The following is a 14,174-nucleotide window of genomic DNA, read 5'->3' on the forward strand; positions in this document are numbered from 1 at the left end:
TCACGACCCGATGATCCCGCCGTCTGCTTTGACGATCACCACCGTTGACGATCGCGGACGCCCGTTCGGACTCGCGTCTGGCCAGCTGGAAACAGCGCGAGGGTTGGCCGGGTCGGTAATATCATCCCCGCCCTCCCCTGGATGCTGAATGTTGATAAACAGCGTCCGGTTGTCTGGCGTAAACGCAATGCCGGTGATTTCGCACCCGCGCGGCCCGGTCAGGAATCGGCGATACTCGTTGGTGCCTGGAATGGTAGCCACCATCTGGTTATTGCCCATCCCCTCGTACGCTTTCTTATTGATGGTGCTGGAGGAGACATCGGTCTGGATCCACAGGACGCCCTGGTGGTCAAACGACAGGCCGTCCGGGCTGCCAAATTCCGCGCCCTGCATCGAGCCTTTGGCCTTCGGATCGTCGCCGTCGGTGCGCCCGGCCATGACCAGAATATCCCACTTAAAGCGTGAGGCGGCAGGATCGGCCCCCTCTTCGAGCCAGTGCATAATATGCCCATACACGTTGTTGGCGCGCGGGTTAGCAGCATCGACCGGTGCCTTGCCCTCTTTCCCGCGATCGCTGTTGTTGGTGAGCGTACAGTAGACGCTGCCGCTGGCGTGCGGATCGACGGCTATCCACTCGGGGCGATCCATCTTCGTTGCCCCCACCACGTCGGCCGCCAGACGGGTTTTAATCAGCAGATCGCCCTGGCTTGCAAAACCGTTGCTTTTATCCAGGCCATTTTGCCCGAAGACAAGCGGCAGCCAGTCGCCGCTGCCGTTTTCGTTGAACCTGGCGACGTACAGCGTGCCGGACGTCAGCAGCTGCATATTGGCTTCGCGGTTCGCGGGATCGTATTTTTTATCCGAAACAAATTTATAGATGTACTCAAACTTTTGGTCGTCACCCATATAAACCACCACGCGATTATCGGCGGCGAGCGTGACGGCTGCCCCCTCATGCTTGAAGCGGCCCAGCGCGGTGTGCTTGCGCGGGGTGGAGGTCGGGTTGTAGGGATCGATTTCCACGACCCAGCCGAAACGGTTGGGTTCGTTAGGGGTTTTATCGACGCTGAACCGCTCATCCACCTCGTTCCAGCGGTATGATTCATCGCTGTCGCTAATGCCGTAGCGTTTTTCCAGCGGGTTGAGATCGGCTTTTTTCACAAATATGTCCGACCAGTTCTCCTCGCAGGTGAGATAGGTCCCCCACGGCGTGTGGCCGTTGGCGCAGTTCTGCATGGTGCCCAGAACGCGTTCCCCCTGCGGATCGGCGGCGGTTTTCATTAAGTCCTGATGCCGCGCCGGGCCGGTAAGCTGCATCGGCGTATTGACGGTAATACGGCGGGCGAACGAAGACGGACGCACCACCTCCCAGCCGTTGCCCGTTTTTTTCACTTCCACCACCGACACGCCCATCGCGTTCTGCCCCTTGCGGGCTTTGTCGAGGCTCCAGTTCGCCGTACCGTCCGTAAACAGCATTCCGTTGTCGATGTATTCATGGTTCAGCGCCAGCAGGCCATGCTCCGGGCTTTGCCCCCCCTGCGGCAGGCTAAACCACGCCATGCCGTCGTGGTGCATGCCCGCCTGCACGGCCTGCTCGTCTGTGGTATTGCTGGCGTCCGGTTTAAACGCCGGCATGTTGTTTTTGATGCCTGTCGGATCGCCCCAGCGATAGAACGGGCGGGCAATATAACCTTCCGGCACCCTGACCGTATCTTCCGTGGAGACGTCGATACTGGTAAAGCCCAGGGAAACCGCTTTTGCCAGCGCGGACGGTTTTGAGACCGCGGCAATGGCATTCTCGGGTGTGATCAGATACGGGAATGATACGGCGGCCCCCGCTACGGCCCCCATCTGGAGAAAACGGCGGCGGGAGAGGAACACCTCTGCCACCTCGGAGAATACCGGGTTAGCGCTGCGGTTACTGATATCGTCGCGATGTTCTTTTTTAAATACGGATTTGAGGGGTCTGCCCATAGCGGCTTCCTGTCATTGGCCAAGAGGTAAGGATGTGGCGACCAGTGTAAGAAGCTTTTATTACAATTTTATAACACAACAACGAAGGGATTGGGGCGTCCCTGCCCCGGATAACGAGGTGGAACGCTTAGAACTCGTAGCCAACCGAGACCTTAAAGGTACGCGGCTCGCCCTGAGTGATGTAAGTACCGGAATCATCCACGCTTGACCAGTAGTTCTCGTTGGTCACGTTGTCGATGCCTGCGCGCACGGTCATCTGGTTTTCATTGTGGTTCACCGCGAAGCGATAGCGCATGCCCAGATCCAGCGTGGTGTAGCTGTCCAGCTTTTTGGTATTCGCCAGGTCAGCATACTGCGTGCCGGAGTGGTTAACGCGCGCGGTCGCCGTCAGGCCCTCAATCGGCTTGATATCGTATTCTGCCCCCAGCACGGCGTAGAAGCTCGGAATACCGATCGCGTCGTTCCCCTGGTTCACGCCGTTTTTAGTTTTGGTCAGCTCGGCCTGAAGCCAGGTGGCGCTGGCGTTCAGACGCATCCCAAGCATTGGCTCGCCGAAAACGTTCAGCTCCACGCCACGGTTACGCTGTTCAGCGTCCAGGCCGTAGTGGCCGCTGTCGTCGAGGATAGCCGACGGCATTTTGATCTCAAACAGTGCCAGGGAGCCGCCCACGCGGCCAAAGTCCGCCTTTACACCCACTTCGTTCTGCTTAGAGTGCACGATACCGGTGCTCTGGCCGTAGTTGTTTGCTGAGCGAGGCGCGGTTTCACCGGGCTGTAACGCCTCGGTGTGGTTGGCGTAGAGGGAAATTTCCTCCCACGGTTTATAGACCACGCCGTAGGTTGGCATCCAGCGGCTACCGTCAAAACCGTCCGCGTCGTTTTCCGCACCGGTAATTTTGTTGTACCCGCGAATCACCACTTTCTGATGGCGTGCGCCTGCGGTAAACAGCAGTTTGTCGTCCAGCACGCCCAGGGTATCGCTCAACAGCCAGCCCTGCGTGCGGGTGCGCCCACTGGTCAGCGGATCGCTGTATTTGCCGCCTGAGCCGCTGAAGTTGCTGCTGTCCGGCATAGCAACGCCAGTGTTGTGGTAGATGTTGGTGGTCGGGTTATCCGCCGCGGCAGACATTTTCCACGCGATTTTTTCGTTTTTGGTCATCGCCGAATACCCGACATTCACCTTGTGCGAGACGAAGCCGGTCATGAAGTTACCGCGAATGCCCGCCATGCCGCTGACGGAATCGCTGATGCGGTTGGTATCAAGGCGGCTGACCGTCGCATTACCGCTTTTATCCATCAGCTTCGGGGCGCTGTAGATCCCCTCTTCGTGCGCGTGCTGTGCGCCGAGGCCGGTATAGGCCGTCCAGCTATCGGTGATGTCGTACTCGCTGCGCCACATGCCGAATTCGTTTTCGATATCGCTGTAGGCCCACTTCTGCGAGAAGTTGCGATCGTTCTTCGGTGGTTCAGGCACGAAGTCCACCGCCGAGATGTTGACGCTGGTCGGGCTGCCGTGGAAGGTTTTTTTCTGATAGCCCAGGTCCAGCGAGGTGCGGAAACGGTCACCTTTGTAATCCAGACCGGTGGAGAGCAGCGTGGTGCGGCGGCGGTCGTTCGGCACGCCGGTTTCGCCTTCACGATGCACAAGGTTCACCCGCGCGCCGAACTGGTCGTTATCGCCAAAGCGACGCCCCGCATCCAGCGTGGTGCCAATCTGGGAATCCGAGGTGTAGTCGACGCCCACTTTCGCCTGTGGGATGTCGCCCGCGTGTTTTGGCTCAAGGTTGATCATCCCGCCCACGCCCGAGCTGGCCGCGCCGTTCATCAGGGAATTGGCCCCTTTGAAGATCTCGATGCGGTCAACCATCTGGGCATCCACCACCTGACGCGGCAGTACGCCAGACAATCCGCCAAAGGTCATATCGTCGCCGTCAAACTTCAGGCCGCGGATACGGAAGGTTTCCGCGCTGTTGCCGTACCCCTGAACGAACTGCACGCCCGCGTCGTTAGCGACCACGTCAGCAATGGTTTTCGCCTGCTGATCTTCCACCAGCTTCGAGGTGTAGCTAATGATGTTGAACGGCACGTCCATGGCGTTCTGCTGCCCGAGCATCCCCATACGTCCGCCGTTAGCCACCTGGCCGTCGAGGAAGGCCGGAAGCAGCTGGTCACCGCCGGGTTTGAAATCACTCCCCGCCGTGGACTGGACCACGATGGTGTCCTCTTTTTTCTCTTCCGCCGCAAAGGCGGAGTGTGTAACCGCGCCGATGGCAATCGCCAGCAGCGTTTTGTGCATTGTGGTGTTGTTCATAATGAGCTCTTAACGTGCGCGCAAAAATGGCCCGTTGTCGGGCCTTAGTATTTATCAAATGAAATGCAAATGAGAACTATACGCATTATATATACGTAATCAAGCGTCAACGAGGAGCACTGCGCGAGAAGAGGTTAAAAACGATGTGGGGGAGAAGTACGGCGCACAACCACCCCCAGACAGGGGTGGTTGCTAAAGCGTTATTTTTTCTTGTAAATATCGGCGGTGCCGTGAATTTTGTTGTTTGTATTACCGGAAGTCAGCACCAGCACATCAGCACCTTCTTTATCGGCCTTTTCGACCAGCTCTTTTTTCGCATCGTCGACAGAGACTTCGTTAGCCGTGCTCACGGTACCGATTTTTTCGTACTGAGACTCAACTTTTTCGAATTCGTTTTTTGTCATCATTTCAGCCGCAAAGGCGTTGGTGGTAAACAGAAACGCGGTGCCCAACAAAATAGCAGTCGTTTTTTTCATAAACTTTTTCCTTAAGATTAATGAGCAACTACGAAAAGCCCCCACGCGAAACGGTGAGGTGTAATGAGCATGGTAGAGGATTGGCGAAAATGCCATATACCAGGGAAAATTCTTTTATAACAGGCTGTTGTCCTGCATGAATAAAGGGTTTAAGCGGTATTTGAACGCGCCAGATACTTCCTCTGGACGATTTTATGGTGTCGTCTGATTTTTTTTGCGATCAGGCGTTTTTCCCAACGCCGGTGGGATTCAATGGGAATACCAATGCGCAGGCTGGCCGTCACGTTGTCTTCAACAATCCTTTTCGCGTTACAACGCTTCCCGGACAGATCGATGATCCTTATTCCTTTTTCACTCAGGATGAAGTTCCCGCCGTGCGCATCCCCGGAAATGATTTTCAGATTGTGCATTTTCTGCATACTGTGTCGGATTTCACGCTTTATGTCCGGCGTGATCGCGGGAAGAACGCGTAACTCCGGACCGGGGACATACTCAAACAACATGAGCGAGATTTTTGCGAATCTGAAAATCCGGCGTTCAGCCAGGAGATAAAAATCATTCGGGAAGGTATGACCTTGCCTGCCAGCATAGTCGATCCGCTCAATCAAATTTTCGTTGGGGTTGGGCGTAAAAAACGATTTGAAAAATTTTTCTATCCTTTTTTTCCTGGGGGAGTAAATCTTTAATACAAACTGTCCGTAGGGGGTATTCAGTAAAGAGACGTGGGTATGCGGAAGGCTTTTAAATACCATCTGAACGCTGAGTCGTTTTACATTACAGGACAATATATCGTCCAGTATTTCCAGGTATCGTGTATCGTTATTTTTATAACAGACGTGAAAACCACGGTATTTCATTTTTGTAATCATAATAATGTGCTTAGTATGATTTTTCCACGGTGGTATTAGAACCCGTTGTGATGATACGAACTTTGTCGCCAGGGTTAAATGTCAAACCATTATTGTGCTGCACCACCTGAATAGTCTGCCCGGATTGAGTCTTGATAAGTAACTTCACTTCCTGTGCTGCCAATTCGTAAGACTGCCGGTTATGAGAAGCCGCCGCCCCGGCTGTTGCACCGGCTACCGTCATGGCGGTTTTCCCTTTGCCGTTACCGAACTGGTGACCCACTACGCCACCAATCGTGCCCGCGGTTAAGGTACGCAGCGGGTGATACCCTTCTCGGGTATGCGTAATAATTTGGCTCTGCAGAACCGTGCCATCCTCCACCAGCGATCGGATGCCAGCGTAACTCGCCGGACTGGTGATAGCCAGAAAGCTCAACGCGATGAGTAAATATTTTTTCATTTTAAGCCTTTCTTATACATTGAAGGTGACACTATTCTGCCCGGCGAAAAATCATCTCCTTTAGCTAAATATGCTTTACCAGGCAAATAATTTATTTTTACACAAAACGACCATAAATTTAAAAATAAACAATTTAAAACTGGAAAGGTATATTGGCTTCAATTATCAATAACGTGTTTTCCAGATACATTGTCAGAGTATTTGATTCAGACGAAGCAATATCCATTGCACAATTCTCAATAATTACCAATCATCGTTATTAAAATAATGGTCCCTGTCCATACAGGGAAAACATCAGGAGTTATAGTATGAAAAAAGTCATTCTCGCTCTGGCTTTCACTGCGGCATCATTTTCTGCATTTGCAAATCATCCGGTAGCCCGTGCCACTGCCGTCGCCTCCGCCGATCATCCTGTTGCCGTTGCGGCGGCCACCGGTGAAGGTAACCATCCTGTCGCCCGCACCACGGCGGTGGTATCTGCCGATCACCCTGTCGCCGTCGCAGCCGCAACAGACGGTAGTTATCATCCCGTCGCCCGTGCAACCGTGGTCGCTAACGCTGACCATCCGGTCGCCGCCGCGGCCGTTACAGGGCACTGATGGCGCTCTCCCCCGGCAAGTAAGCTGGGGGAAAAGTCAATGTGTCGTATGACCCTGGAAGGCCAGTTATTAAAGGTAATGAAAACACGATTCAGGCTGGTCAGGAACGGCTGAGTGCCGGAGGGTTAATGGCACGCCCTGTAGGATTCGAACCTACGACCTACGGCTTAGAAGGCCGTTGCTCTATCCAACTGAGCTAAGGGCGCACGGAGAAGAGTGTACTTCGCGGTGGTGAAACGCCTGGAATTATACGGTCAATGCGTAGTGAGTCAATGCCTTTTCCACCTTCTCTGCCGTTAATGACTAGCTGATTGTAAATACGGCTGTTTTTTCAACATTTATCCCTCTTTTACGGGCTGCGAAAAGGCTTAGCCGCTTTTAAGTAACGCCTGCTGTTTTCCTGTTTACTTCCCCTTCACACTGTCCTGCGGTATCCCGGCCGCCTGGAGGCTGGAAATGAACAGGACGACGGAGTGACAGCGCCAGACCAGACAGGTTTCCCCTCGTGCGTGCAGCACATCTCACACGACATTACAGGCATCAAGCTTGAACCCATTGTCGCCCTCTCCTCTTCGCGCACGGTAGGGGCTGAAGTGCTCAGCGTGCTGTCACCGCATCAGCAAAGCGAAGGCTTTTTTCACGACTGGTCCGCTGCTCGGGCGCTTATGCTGCTGGAAGCTCAGATCGCTGCGTTAAAAAAACCCTTTCCCTGCGACAACCTTTTCATAAATTTGCCGATAACCGTTCTGACCATACCGGAAATGTTCCAGCGTTTACTGCAACTTAACAGCCCACCGCTGAACATTGAACTCGTGGAACCTGCTTCCTTCTTTTCTCTCTCAGACCCGGCACGTCTGAGGGTGAGTTGTGCGCTTCAGCAGTTGACGGCGCAAGGACATCGGATCTGGTTGGATGACATTGATGAAGCGTCAGGGCGCGCGTTTTTATCCTGCCGCATGCCGTTAAGCGGAATAAAAATCGATAAGATCGCTTTCTGGCGTTTACGTGCAACGCCAGCGCTGGCAAACCTGGTCACGCTTTGTTCAAAAATTGCTGAAAATGTACTCATAGAAGGCATTGAAACAGAAACGGACCGTAAGTTTGCGCTTCAGGCTGGCGCGCGCTTCGGTCAGGGATATTATTGGCCATCCTGGAGATGGCAGGAGGACTGAACGGTCATCGCCAAGAGGGAAGCTATGCGAATGACAGTACGCCGTTACCGGCGTCGTCGGACAGGAAGTGATTCACCGGGTTCAACGCACTCGCCTTTTGCTCTCCCATTTTTTGATCGTCTCGAATATTTGAGCCAGTCAATCAACCAGACCCGCAAAACCGATGCTCCCTTTATCGTCCTGGTCACACAGGATAACTTTTTCCGTTCCGGTTTTCTGAGCGGGCACTCTCCCCTGAGCAATTGCTGTGACTATTCCACCCTGGAAGCCGCCCTCAGCGATCTGAATCAGTGGCCTTCATCACGTCTGGTGGTAGATGTAGAAAGCCGCGCCTCGCCGCTTATTGACCTGCTGGACCGATTACGACGCCACAGCCTGTTCGCCCCCTACCTGACACCCTACCTGCTCATCCGCGCCGATGATTACGATACACGCCTGTTTTGCAAAGCGGCTGGCCCTTTTCATGTGATTGAACGGCAACTTACGCCGCGGGCTTTGCAACAAACCTTGCTGGAAGCGCCGTCACCCGCCGGCCACCGGAAAGAGTGGTTTTCACGTGATGAATGGCCGATCCTGCAGGCGCTGTCGCAGGGTAGCACCCTGCGACAGATTGCTCAGTTACAGAACCGCCCCTATAGCCGCATTATTTACCGTCTCAGCTGCATCCTGGCGAAACTTGGGCTGAATCATCGTCATGAGTTGCTACATCTTCTCAACAACCTTTCAGATTTCACGTATTAACGTATTCAGTAACCCATTAATTCCTAAAGACCTTTAAGAAAATACTTAGGACATATGTTAATTTTTTGTGTTTTTTAACAAAACTTTCGATTTTATAACTATTCCTAATTCTTCAACTTAAACCATGCGAAATGCTGCCTGTACGCTAAACGAGAGTCATTTTATCCATGCGTTAAGTTTCTGACGTTTCCGTTAACAGGATGATAATGGTGTAAAAACAAGCGATTTATCTGTAAATAAAAGCGATGAGAGGTGAAGAAAACAGCAGATAGTGCTGTTTTGACGAAGGGATCATCCTCCTGGCCTGAGGTGTTAGAAATGAGGCAATGACGCGCTAAAGAGCGGACATCAGAGGTAGCGGACAGGCGAAAAGCACTTTGTCACGACCTGCGTATTGTTAACATTTGATCAACATACAGTAAGATCGTTTATTTTTTGTTATTACATAAAGATGAAACTGTGTGGTAAATGCAATATCAGGACATTTTTGCTAATTTTAAAAAGTTAGCGATTCAGATACAGAAGATAATAATCATCAATATATGGACATTAATTTACAGGCTTTTCGGACAATACTTAAACGGTATAATAAGACGTGTTTGACACGCGAATAAGAAAAATCATTTTGCCATAACAGCCTTATGAGATAACTGCGCTCAGGCATTGATATCACCACTACGTAAACAAGGATGCTTTCGCTCTTCCCAGGGATCTACCGTACAAGGATCTGCGTAATTATCCTTCCGGCTTTTCGAGAGTTTTAACAAAACTCAGCATAACGCTTTTAACAATCTGAGGCATAAAAAATGAAACCGGCATCCGTTATCATTATGGACGAACACCCTATCGTCAGAATGTCGATAGAAGTCCTGCTACAGAAAAATAAAAACATCCAGGTCAAACTGAAGTCAGGCGACAGCCACGAAGTGCTTGACTGTATACGCAACCACCCCATCGACCTGGTCATTCTCGATATCGAAATGACAGGCACGGACGGCTTCGTATTATTGAAAAGAATCAGAAACTTAAATAAAGATATTAAGATTCTCTTCCTCTCTTCGAAATCTGAAGCCTTCTACGCAGGGCGCGCCATCCGCGCCGGGGCAAATGGTTTTGTCAGTAAGCGGAAAGATCTGGGGGAAATTTATAACGCGGTGGAAATGATACTGACGGGCTATTCTTTTTTCCCGTCAGAAACATTGAGTTTTATAAACCATATAGGCTCCCGGACTGGCGCCGCTGTGGATATGCCATTATCGAATCGTGAAGTGACGGTTCTGCGATATCTGGCGAACGGATTATCTAATAAGGAGATTGCGGATCAATTATTACTTAGCAACAAAACAATTAGCGCCCATAAGTCTAATATTTTTTCCAAGCTGGGCGTACAAAGTATCGTTGAATTAATTGATTACGCGAAAGCGCACGAATTACTGTAATCCTTCCCTCTCCCTGCAACATATAACCGTTACAGGGAGAGGGGATACGATTAATTATAATTAATCATGAAAGTTGCATCGGCATCAGCCCGGCCCGGCTGCGGGTTATCCGCCGTGGCGATATAATTGGCATAAAACGACAGTTCGGCATTTCCCTGCGCATCCACCGACACCGTCTGGCTGGCCTGCTGCAACGCGAGGCGCGTTTTATCCCGGTCGAGGATCTCCACGGCCACGTTACTGGCCGCGCTGGCATCATTCAGCGCCAGCAGGCTGTTATCATGCCCGTCCATCTTCCCCGTAAATGTGATCGAAGCCGCCCCCGGCGGGCATCCGGTCAGCTTCAGGGTGAACGGTACAGGCTGCGTCCGGCTTCCCGTTGTGCGGAGCTGTTTCGTGGGCCAGGTGCCGAGCGTGACGGTTTTATTGCTGTCGTCCCCCTCCGCCACGCAGGTAAAATCCACGATATTGCCATAGAGCTGAATGTTAATTTCCCCAAGCGCTGTCTCTGCGTGCGCAGGGGAGCAAAGCGCAAAGAGCGCGACGGCTATATACCGCATTCCGTTTCGCATACCTGCTCCTTAGTCATAGTCGACGCGTAAATAGCCGCGAGAGGTAAAACGCCCCTCGGCAGGTTTTTTACCGGTCACGCTGACGGGCCACGCGCGGATCCCCACCTGTGCCTGTGCGCTATCGTCCAGACGGAACGGGATTTTGCTGGTCAGGTTGTTCGGCGTCAGCGGCACGCCATTACTGTTGGCAATCACAAAACCCACATCCGCATTATCAGAGACCAGCGTACTGCCTGAAACCTTCTCCGCTTCAACACGCATTGTGAGCATGGCGTTCGCCTCGACGTTGGTGCATTTTATGCCGATGGTTTTGCTTTGCGCTGAGATCCCCTCCGGCTTATTTCCGATGCCCGCTTTACTGAACAGAGAGGCGCCGATGTCTCCGAAATCGAACTCCACCACATTTCCGGCATTAATCTCACAGCTCTGAGGCACCTGAATGGTCCCGCTGTAGCTGATGGTATAAACCGGCGTGGTGAGCGGATCCGTGGAGGTCGTGGTGACGTAAACCCGGAACATGATTGCCCGGGGGATCACCACCATATTGATAAAGCGTCGGGTCACCTTAAGCCGAAAGACGAGGCTGGAATCCTGTACACCAAACGGTTTGTTTTTAGACACGTTCGGATGGCTCCCCATCTGAATGTACTTTCTGGGTGGATAGAACGTGCCAGCGTAGCTGTCGGTGATTTTCATCGCCCCGTCCAGATAGTCGTTTAGCTTCAGATACTGGTAGCCATCGCTGGTGCCTGTGACCGGGAATTCGGTCACATAGCTACGCTTGGTGGTGTTCCCGGACGTTCCCTTAGGGCAGACGGCGTTGACGCCCACCCACTGGGACTTCTCGCTGAGTGTAACAATCTGCCCCACCTGGTTATTGGAGCTGTTGAATTTATCCGTCAGGTCGTAATACACCTCCGTCGGCACGCCATTTTCATTGACGCAGACGGTGGCGAACGCCTCAGATAGCGGCAAAAATGCCAGAAGGGATAGCCCCAGATAATGGATTTTATTCACAGCGGATCCCCTTAAGTGTGATCGCCTGTTGCAGGCTCTGTTCTGGCAGGCTGTAGGGCGCACGACACTGGGACTGCTTCCCGTCTCCCCACTGAATCAGCAGTTCCCCTTCCAGCGGCAGCCCGCTCAGGTAAATCTGCCCGTCATCGCCCACCATGCTGGTTACGCCGCTCTGCGTCTCACGCACCACCGCCCCAAACGGCACAGGCTGGTTATCACGCTTCACGGTGAGCAACGCACGCACGCCGATGCGGGTGTCAAAACTGGCGCGCACCAGCGCACCGTTCGTCGGCACGACGCTGGAAACGTTATTTTCAATGTCGGTGTTGTTGCTCATGGTGTTAGTGTCGAGCGCCACGCGGTTGTAACGGTACACCGTGGCGTACGGCATCACCGCATAGCCACGCCAGTCTGTTTTGACGCCGGTCTGGTTTTCGACGCTCACGCCTGACGCGCCCGGCGCTTTGATCAAGACGTTGGTATCGCCCAGCGGCTGACTGAAAGTGATGCCGTCTGAATGCCCTACCACGCCGCCGGAGAGCTGCCAGTTGAGGTCGTGCTGATCCCGCGTGTAGTTGTAGCCCACGCCCAGCGTACCGTACGTTGCCTGCCAGTTAGCGCTGGCGCTGCCGCTGGCACCGTTATTGCTGGTGTGACCCTGCGTGACGCTGTAGTTCAGGTTACGATCCTGGAGCAGCGTTCCGCTGATCCCGGTCTGCCAGCTGGTATCACCGTCGCTGTTGCGGCTGGCTGAGGCCGTGGCATAGGCCCGGTCGATCGCGTTATCGCGACGGTAGCCGTGACGGGTGAACAGGCTGAACGGGACGGAGACGTTAAACGAGGCGATCCGGTCAGTTCCTTCAATGCCGACGGCCTTGTTCCATGACCAGGATAAGGCGTAGCTGATCCCGTTCACCCCGCCGGCGTAGCCGAGCTGATACCAGACGTTGGACTCGCTGGTACCCCAGTAACTTTGCTGGCTGCCCGACACGTACACCGAGCCGTAATCGCCAAGAGACTGGGAGATATTGAGCTGGAAACGTCCTTTTTTATTCAGCGTCAGGTTGTGATAGCTCTGCACGTCCGGCACGCCGTCATCGTCCTGATCGTCGCCATACTGGTAGCCTTCCATTGTGCGCCAGGCCACATCGTCGAGGGTGTAGAAGCCTTTGGTCGAGTAGCGATAGCCCAGCAGCTGGAAGTTGGTGCCGAATCCGTTAAGGGATTTTGCGTACAGGAACCGCAGGGACTGCCCTTCATGGCGGCTGTCATCGGCAAGCTGGCTGCGGGCATGGGTGAGGTCAAGTGACACCGCCCCCCAGTCACCGAGGTTTTTTCCCGCGCCAATGGCGATGGCGGTATAGCGCGAGGCCAGCTGCGTTCCGCCGTACAGCGTGTAGCCGTCGGCAAGACCCGCAATCATCGTACCCTGAGTAAAGAACGGCGTGTCCTGCTCGCTGTTGCCGCTGCGATAGTCCCCTGCCACCAGATCGTATTTCCAGCGTCCTTCACGCTGAAGCAACGGAACGGTGGAATACGGGACGGTGTAGCGCTGCTGGCTGCCGTCCTTCTCTTCCACCGTCACCTCCAGGTCACCGCTTGAGGAGGTCGGGTTAAGGTCAGTTATCGCAAAAGCCCCCGGCTGCACATAGCTCTGGTAAATCACGTATCCGTTCTGGCGGATCACCACTTTGGCAGGGGTGCGGGCGATTCCGCGTACGGTAGGCGCGTAGCCTTGCAGGCTGTCCGGATACATGCTGTCGGACGAATAGAGCCGACCACCGCGAAAACCGACGCTGTCGAAGACATCGTTACCGGTGTTGCTGTCGCCGAGCACCAGCTCGCTTTTTAGCGGAATGACCGTACGCTGCGCCCAGGTGCCAATATTTTGCCAGCTGCTGTGCCGCTGGCCGTTGCTTTCGGTATAACGCCACGCGCCGTTATTGCGTAATCGCCAGGCGCCATAGTTCAACCCGCTTTGCAGGTTCAGATAGTAGCTGTCGTCGTCGCTGCCCCGGTTGCCGGTGAAGCTGTAGTTCAGCAGCGCGGCGGGGATGCCTTCATCCCACTGTTCAGGCGGAATATACCCGCGGGCGCTGTTTTGCATCGCCACCTGAGGCAGACTGACGTTAAGGCGCAACGAGGCGAAGTTGAACGCCGTTTCGCTGCCCGGAATAGCCGTGGTGAGCGGAACGCAGGCCTCGCCCTGCACGTTGCTCAGTTCCGGGAAGGCGGCGATATTGACGCCAAAGCGATCGAGCATCGCGCGCGTAATGCACGGCGACAAACCGCCCGCGACCGGCGGCGTGTTGTCGGCTTGCTCAAACCGCACGTCCTGGGTGCCGATAAACTCATCGTTACGCCAGATATCGACGCGATAGACGCCCGGTGCCTGCTGGTGGCCTTTCTCAAAACGCGACAAATCCGCCACGTTCGCCGCGTCATCGGAGAGAAACGCCGGGTTAAAGTAGCTTTCGCCCCAGCCAGCGTGTGGCCAGAGCGTTGCCATCAGTGCCAGCGCAACCGGGCAGTAACGCCATTGAGTGTTCATCGCCCTGTCTCTGC

Annotated in this window: 12 protein-coding genes and 1 tRNA gene; 4 read left to right on the forward strand and 9 right to left on the reverse strand. The window is 53.9% G+C overall.

The window, feature by feature from the left end; translation table 11 throughout:
* The 5 genes from ACOTX2_RS09845 to ACOTX2_RS09865 all read right to left on the reverse strand — a co-directional run bounded on the left by ACOTX2_RS09845 (position 1) and on the right by ACOTX2_RS09865 (position 6,069).
* Positions 1-1,974, reverse strand: coding sequence for a PhoX family protein (locus ACOTX2_RS09845; RefSeq protein WP_063147962.1), 1,974 nt, complete (start codon positions 1,972-1,974; stop codon positions 1-3).
* 127 nt (positions 1,975-2,101) lie between these two features.
* Positions 2,102-4,285 carry a TonB-dependent receptor gene (locus tag ACOTX2_RS09850; protein ID WP_023299498.1) on the reverse strand — a complete coding sequence of 728 codons (2,184 nt, stop codon included), beginning with the start codon at positions 4,283-4,285 and terminating at the stop codon, positions 2,102-2,104.
* A gap of 200 nt (positions 4,286-4,485) precedes the next feature.
* Positions 4,486-4,761, reverse strand: a complete 276-nt coding sequence (gene yahO / locus ACOTX2_RS09855) for a DUF1471 family periplasmic protein YahO (RefSeq protein ID WP_022647318.1) — start codon at positions 4,759-4,761, stop codon at positions 4,486-4,488.
* Positions 4,762-4,910: 149 nt separating this feature from the next.
* Positions 4,911-5,630: a lipopolysaccharide core heptose(II) kinase RfaY gene (locus tag ACOTX2_RS09860; protein ID WP_023305620.1), complete on the reverse strand. Its 720-nt coding sequence runs from the start codon at positions 5,628-5,630 to the stop codon at positions 4,911-4,913.
* Between the two features lie 10 nt (positions 5,631-5,640).
* Positions 5,641-6,069, reverse strand: coding sequence for a glycine zipper 2TM domain-containing protein (locus ACOTX2_RS09865; RefSeq protein WP_045621279.1), 429 nt, complete (start codon positions 6,067-6,069; stop codon positions 5,641-5,643).
* A gap of 308 nt (positions 6,070-6,377) precedes the next feature.
* On the opposite strand from ACOTX2_RS09865, the gene ACOTX2_RS09870 reads away from it, so the two are divergent.
* On the forward strand, positions 6,378-6,668 hold the full coding sequence (locus ACOTX2_RS09870) for a hypothetical protein (RefSeq protein WP_022647314.1): 291 nt from the start codon (positions 6,378-6,380) through the stop codon (positions 6,666-6,668).
* A 129-nt stretch (positions 6,669-6,797) separates the two neighbouring features.
* On the opposite strand, the gene ACOTX2_RS09875 is transcribed toward ACOTX2_RS09870, so the two are convergent.
* A tRNA-Arg gene (locus tag ACOTX2_RS09875) sits at positions 6,798-6,874 on the reverse strand.
* A gap of 303 nt (positions 6,875-7,177) precedes the next feature.
* Here ACOTX2_RS09875 and ACOTX2_RS09880 point away from each other — a divergent pair.
* The 3 genes from ACOTX2_RS09880 to fimZ all read left to right on the forward strand — a co-directional run bounded on the left by ACOTX2_RS09880 (position 7,178) and on the right by fimZ (position 10,020).
* Entirely contained in the window at positions 7,178-7,840 is a 663-nt protein-coding gene (locus ACOTX2_RS09880) for an EAL domain-containing protein (protein WP_032670951.1), read from the forward strand.
* A 24-nt stretch (positions 7,841-7,864) separates the two neighbouring features.
* Positions 7,865-8,581 carry a response regulator transcription factor gene (locus tag ACOTX2_RS09885; protein ID WP_023299489.1) on the forward strand — a complete coding sequence of 239 codons (717 nt, stop codon included), beginning with the start codon at positions 7,865-7,867 and terminating at the stop codon, positions 8,579-8,581.
* 806 nt (positions 8,582-9,387) lie between these two features.
* Complete coding sequence (gene fimZ / locus ACOTX2_RS09890; RefSeq protein ID WP_022647311.1) at positions 9,388-10,020, forward strand: fimbria biosynthesis transcriptional regulator FimZ; 633 nt, start codon at positions 9,388-9,390, stop codon at positions 10,018-10,020.
* A gap of 50 nt (positions 10,021-10,070) precedes the next feature.
* Here the strand turns inward: fimZ and sfmF are convergent, their stop codons facing one another.
* The 3 genes from sfmF to ACOTX2_RS09905 are packed head-to-tail and all read right to left on the reverse strand — an operon-like array spanning position 10,071 to position 14,160.
* Positions 10,071-10,592: a fimbria assembly protein gene (sfmF, locus tag ACOTX2_RS09895; RefSeq protein WP_022647310.1), complete on the reverse strand. Its 522-nt coding sequence runs from the start codon at positions 10,590-10,592 to the stop codon at positions 10,071-10,073.
* Between the two features lie 9 nt (positions 10,593-10,601).
* Positions 10,602-11,609 carry a type 1 fimbria D-mannose specific adhesin FimH gene (gene fimH / locus ACOTX2_RS09900; protein WP_022647309.1) on the reverse strand — a complete coding sequence of 336 codons (1,008 nt, stop codon included), beginning with the start codon at positions 11,607-11,609 and terminating at the stop codon, positions 10,602-10,604.
* A complete protein-coding gene (locus ACOTX2_RS09905; RefSeq protein WP_063147960.1) occupies positions 11,602-14,160 on the reverse strand; it encodes a fimbrial biogenesis usher protein in 2,559 nt (852 codons plus the stop codon). Before ACOTX2_RS09905 ends, fimH begins: the two co-directional genes overlap by 8 nt.
* Positions 14,161-14,174 lie beyond the last annotated feature (14 nt).

Source organism: Enterobacter cloacae complex sp. IR5412, from assembly GCF_049237385.1.
In the GTDB taxonomy this organism is placed as follows: domain Bacteria; phylum Pseudomonadota; class Gammaproteobacteria; order Enterobacterales; family Enterobacteriaceae; genus Enterobacter; species Enterobacter intestinihominis.

Coding starts and splice junctions, on each gene's coding strand:
- fimZ (WP_022647311.1), top strand. CDS start 9,388: ATGAAACCGGCATCCGTTATCATTATGGACGAACACCCTATCGTCAGA.
- ACOTX2_RS09885 (WP_023299489.1), top strand. CDS start 7,865: ATGCGAATGACAGTACGCCGTTACCGGCGTCGTCGGACAGGAAGTGAT.
- sfmF (WP_022647310.1), bottom strand. CDS start 10,592: ATGCGAAACGGAATGCGGTATATAGCCGTCGCGCTCTTTGCGCTTTGC.
- yahO (WP_022647318.1), bottom strand. CDS start 4,761: ATGAAAAAAACGACTGCTATTTTGTTGGGCACCGCGTTTCTGTTTACC.
- ACOTX2_RS09870 (WP_022647314.1), top strand. CDS start 6,378: ATGAAAAAAGTCATTCTCGCTCTGGCTTTCACTGCGGCATCATTTTCT.
- ACOTX2_RS09850 (WP_023299498.1), bottom strand. CDS start 4,285: ATGAACAACACCACAATGCACAAAACGCTGCTGGCGATTGCCATCGGC.
- ACOTX2_RS09865 (WP_045621279.1), bottom strand. CDS start 6,069: ATGAAAAAATATTTACTCATCGCGTTGAGCTTTCTGGCTATCACCAGT.
- ACOTX2_RS09845 (WP_063147962.1), bottom strand. CDS start 1,974: ATGGGCAGACCCCTCAAATCCGTATTTAAAAAAGAACATCGCGACGAT.
- ACOTX2_RS09905 (WP_063147960.1), bottom strand. CDS start 14,160: ATGAACACTCAATGGCGTTACTGCCCGGTTGCGCTGGCACTGATGGCA.
- ACOTX2_RS09860 (WP_023305620.1), bottom strand. CDS start 5,630: ATGATTACAAAAATGAAATACCGTGGTTTTCACGTCTGTTATAAAAAT.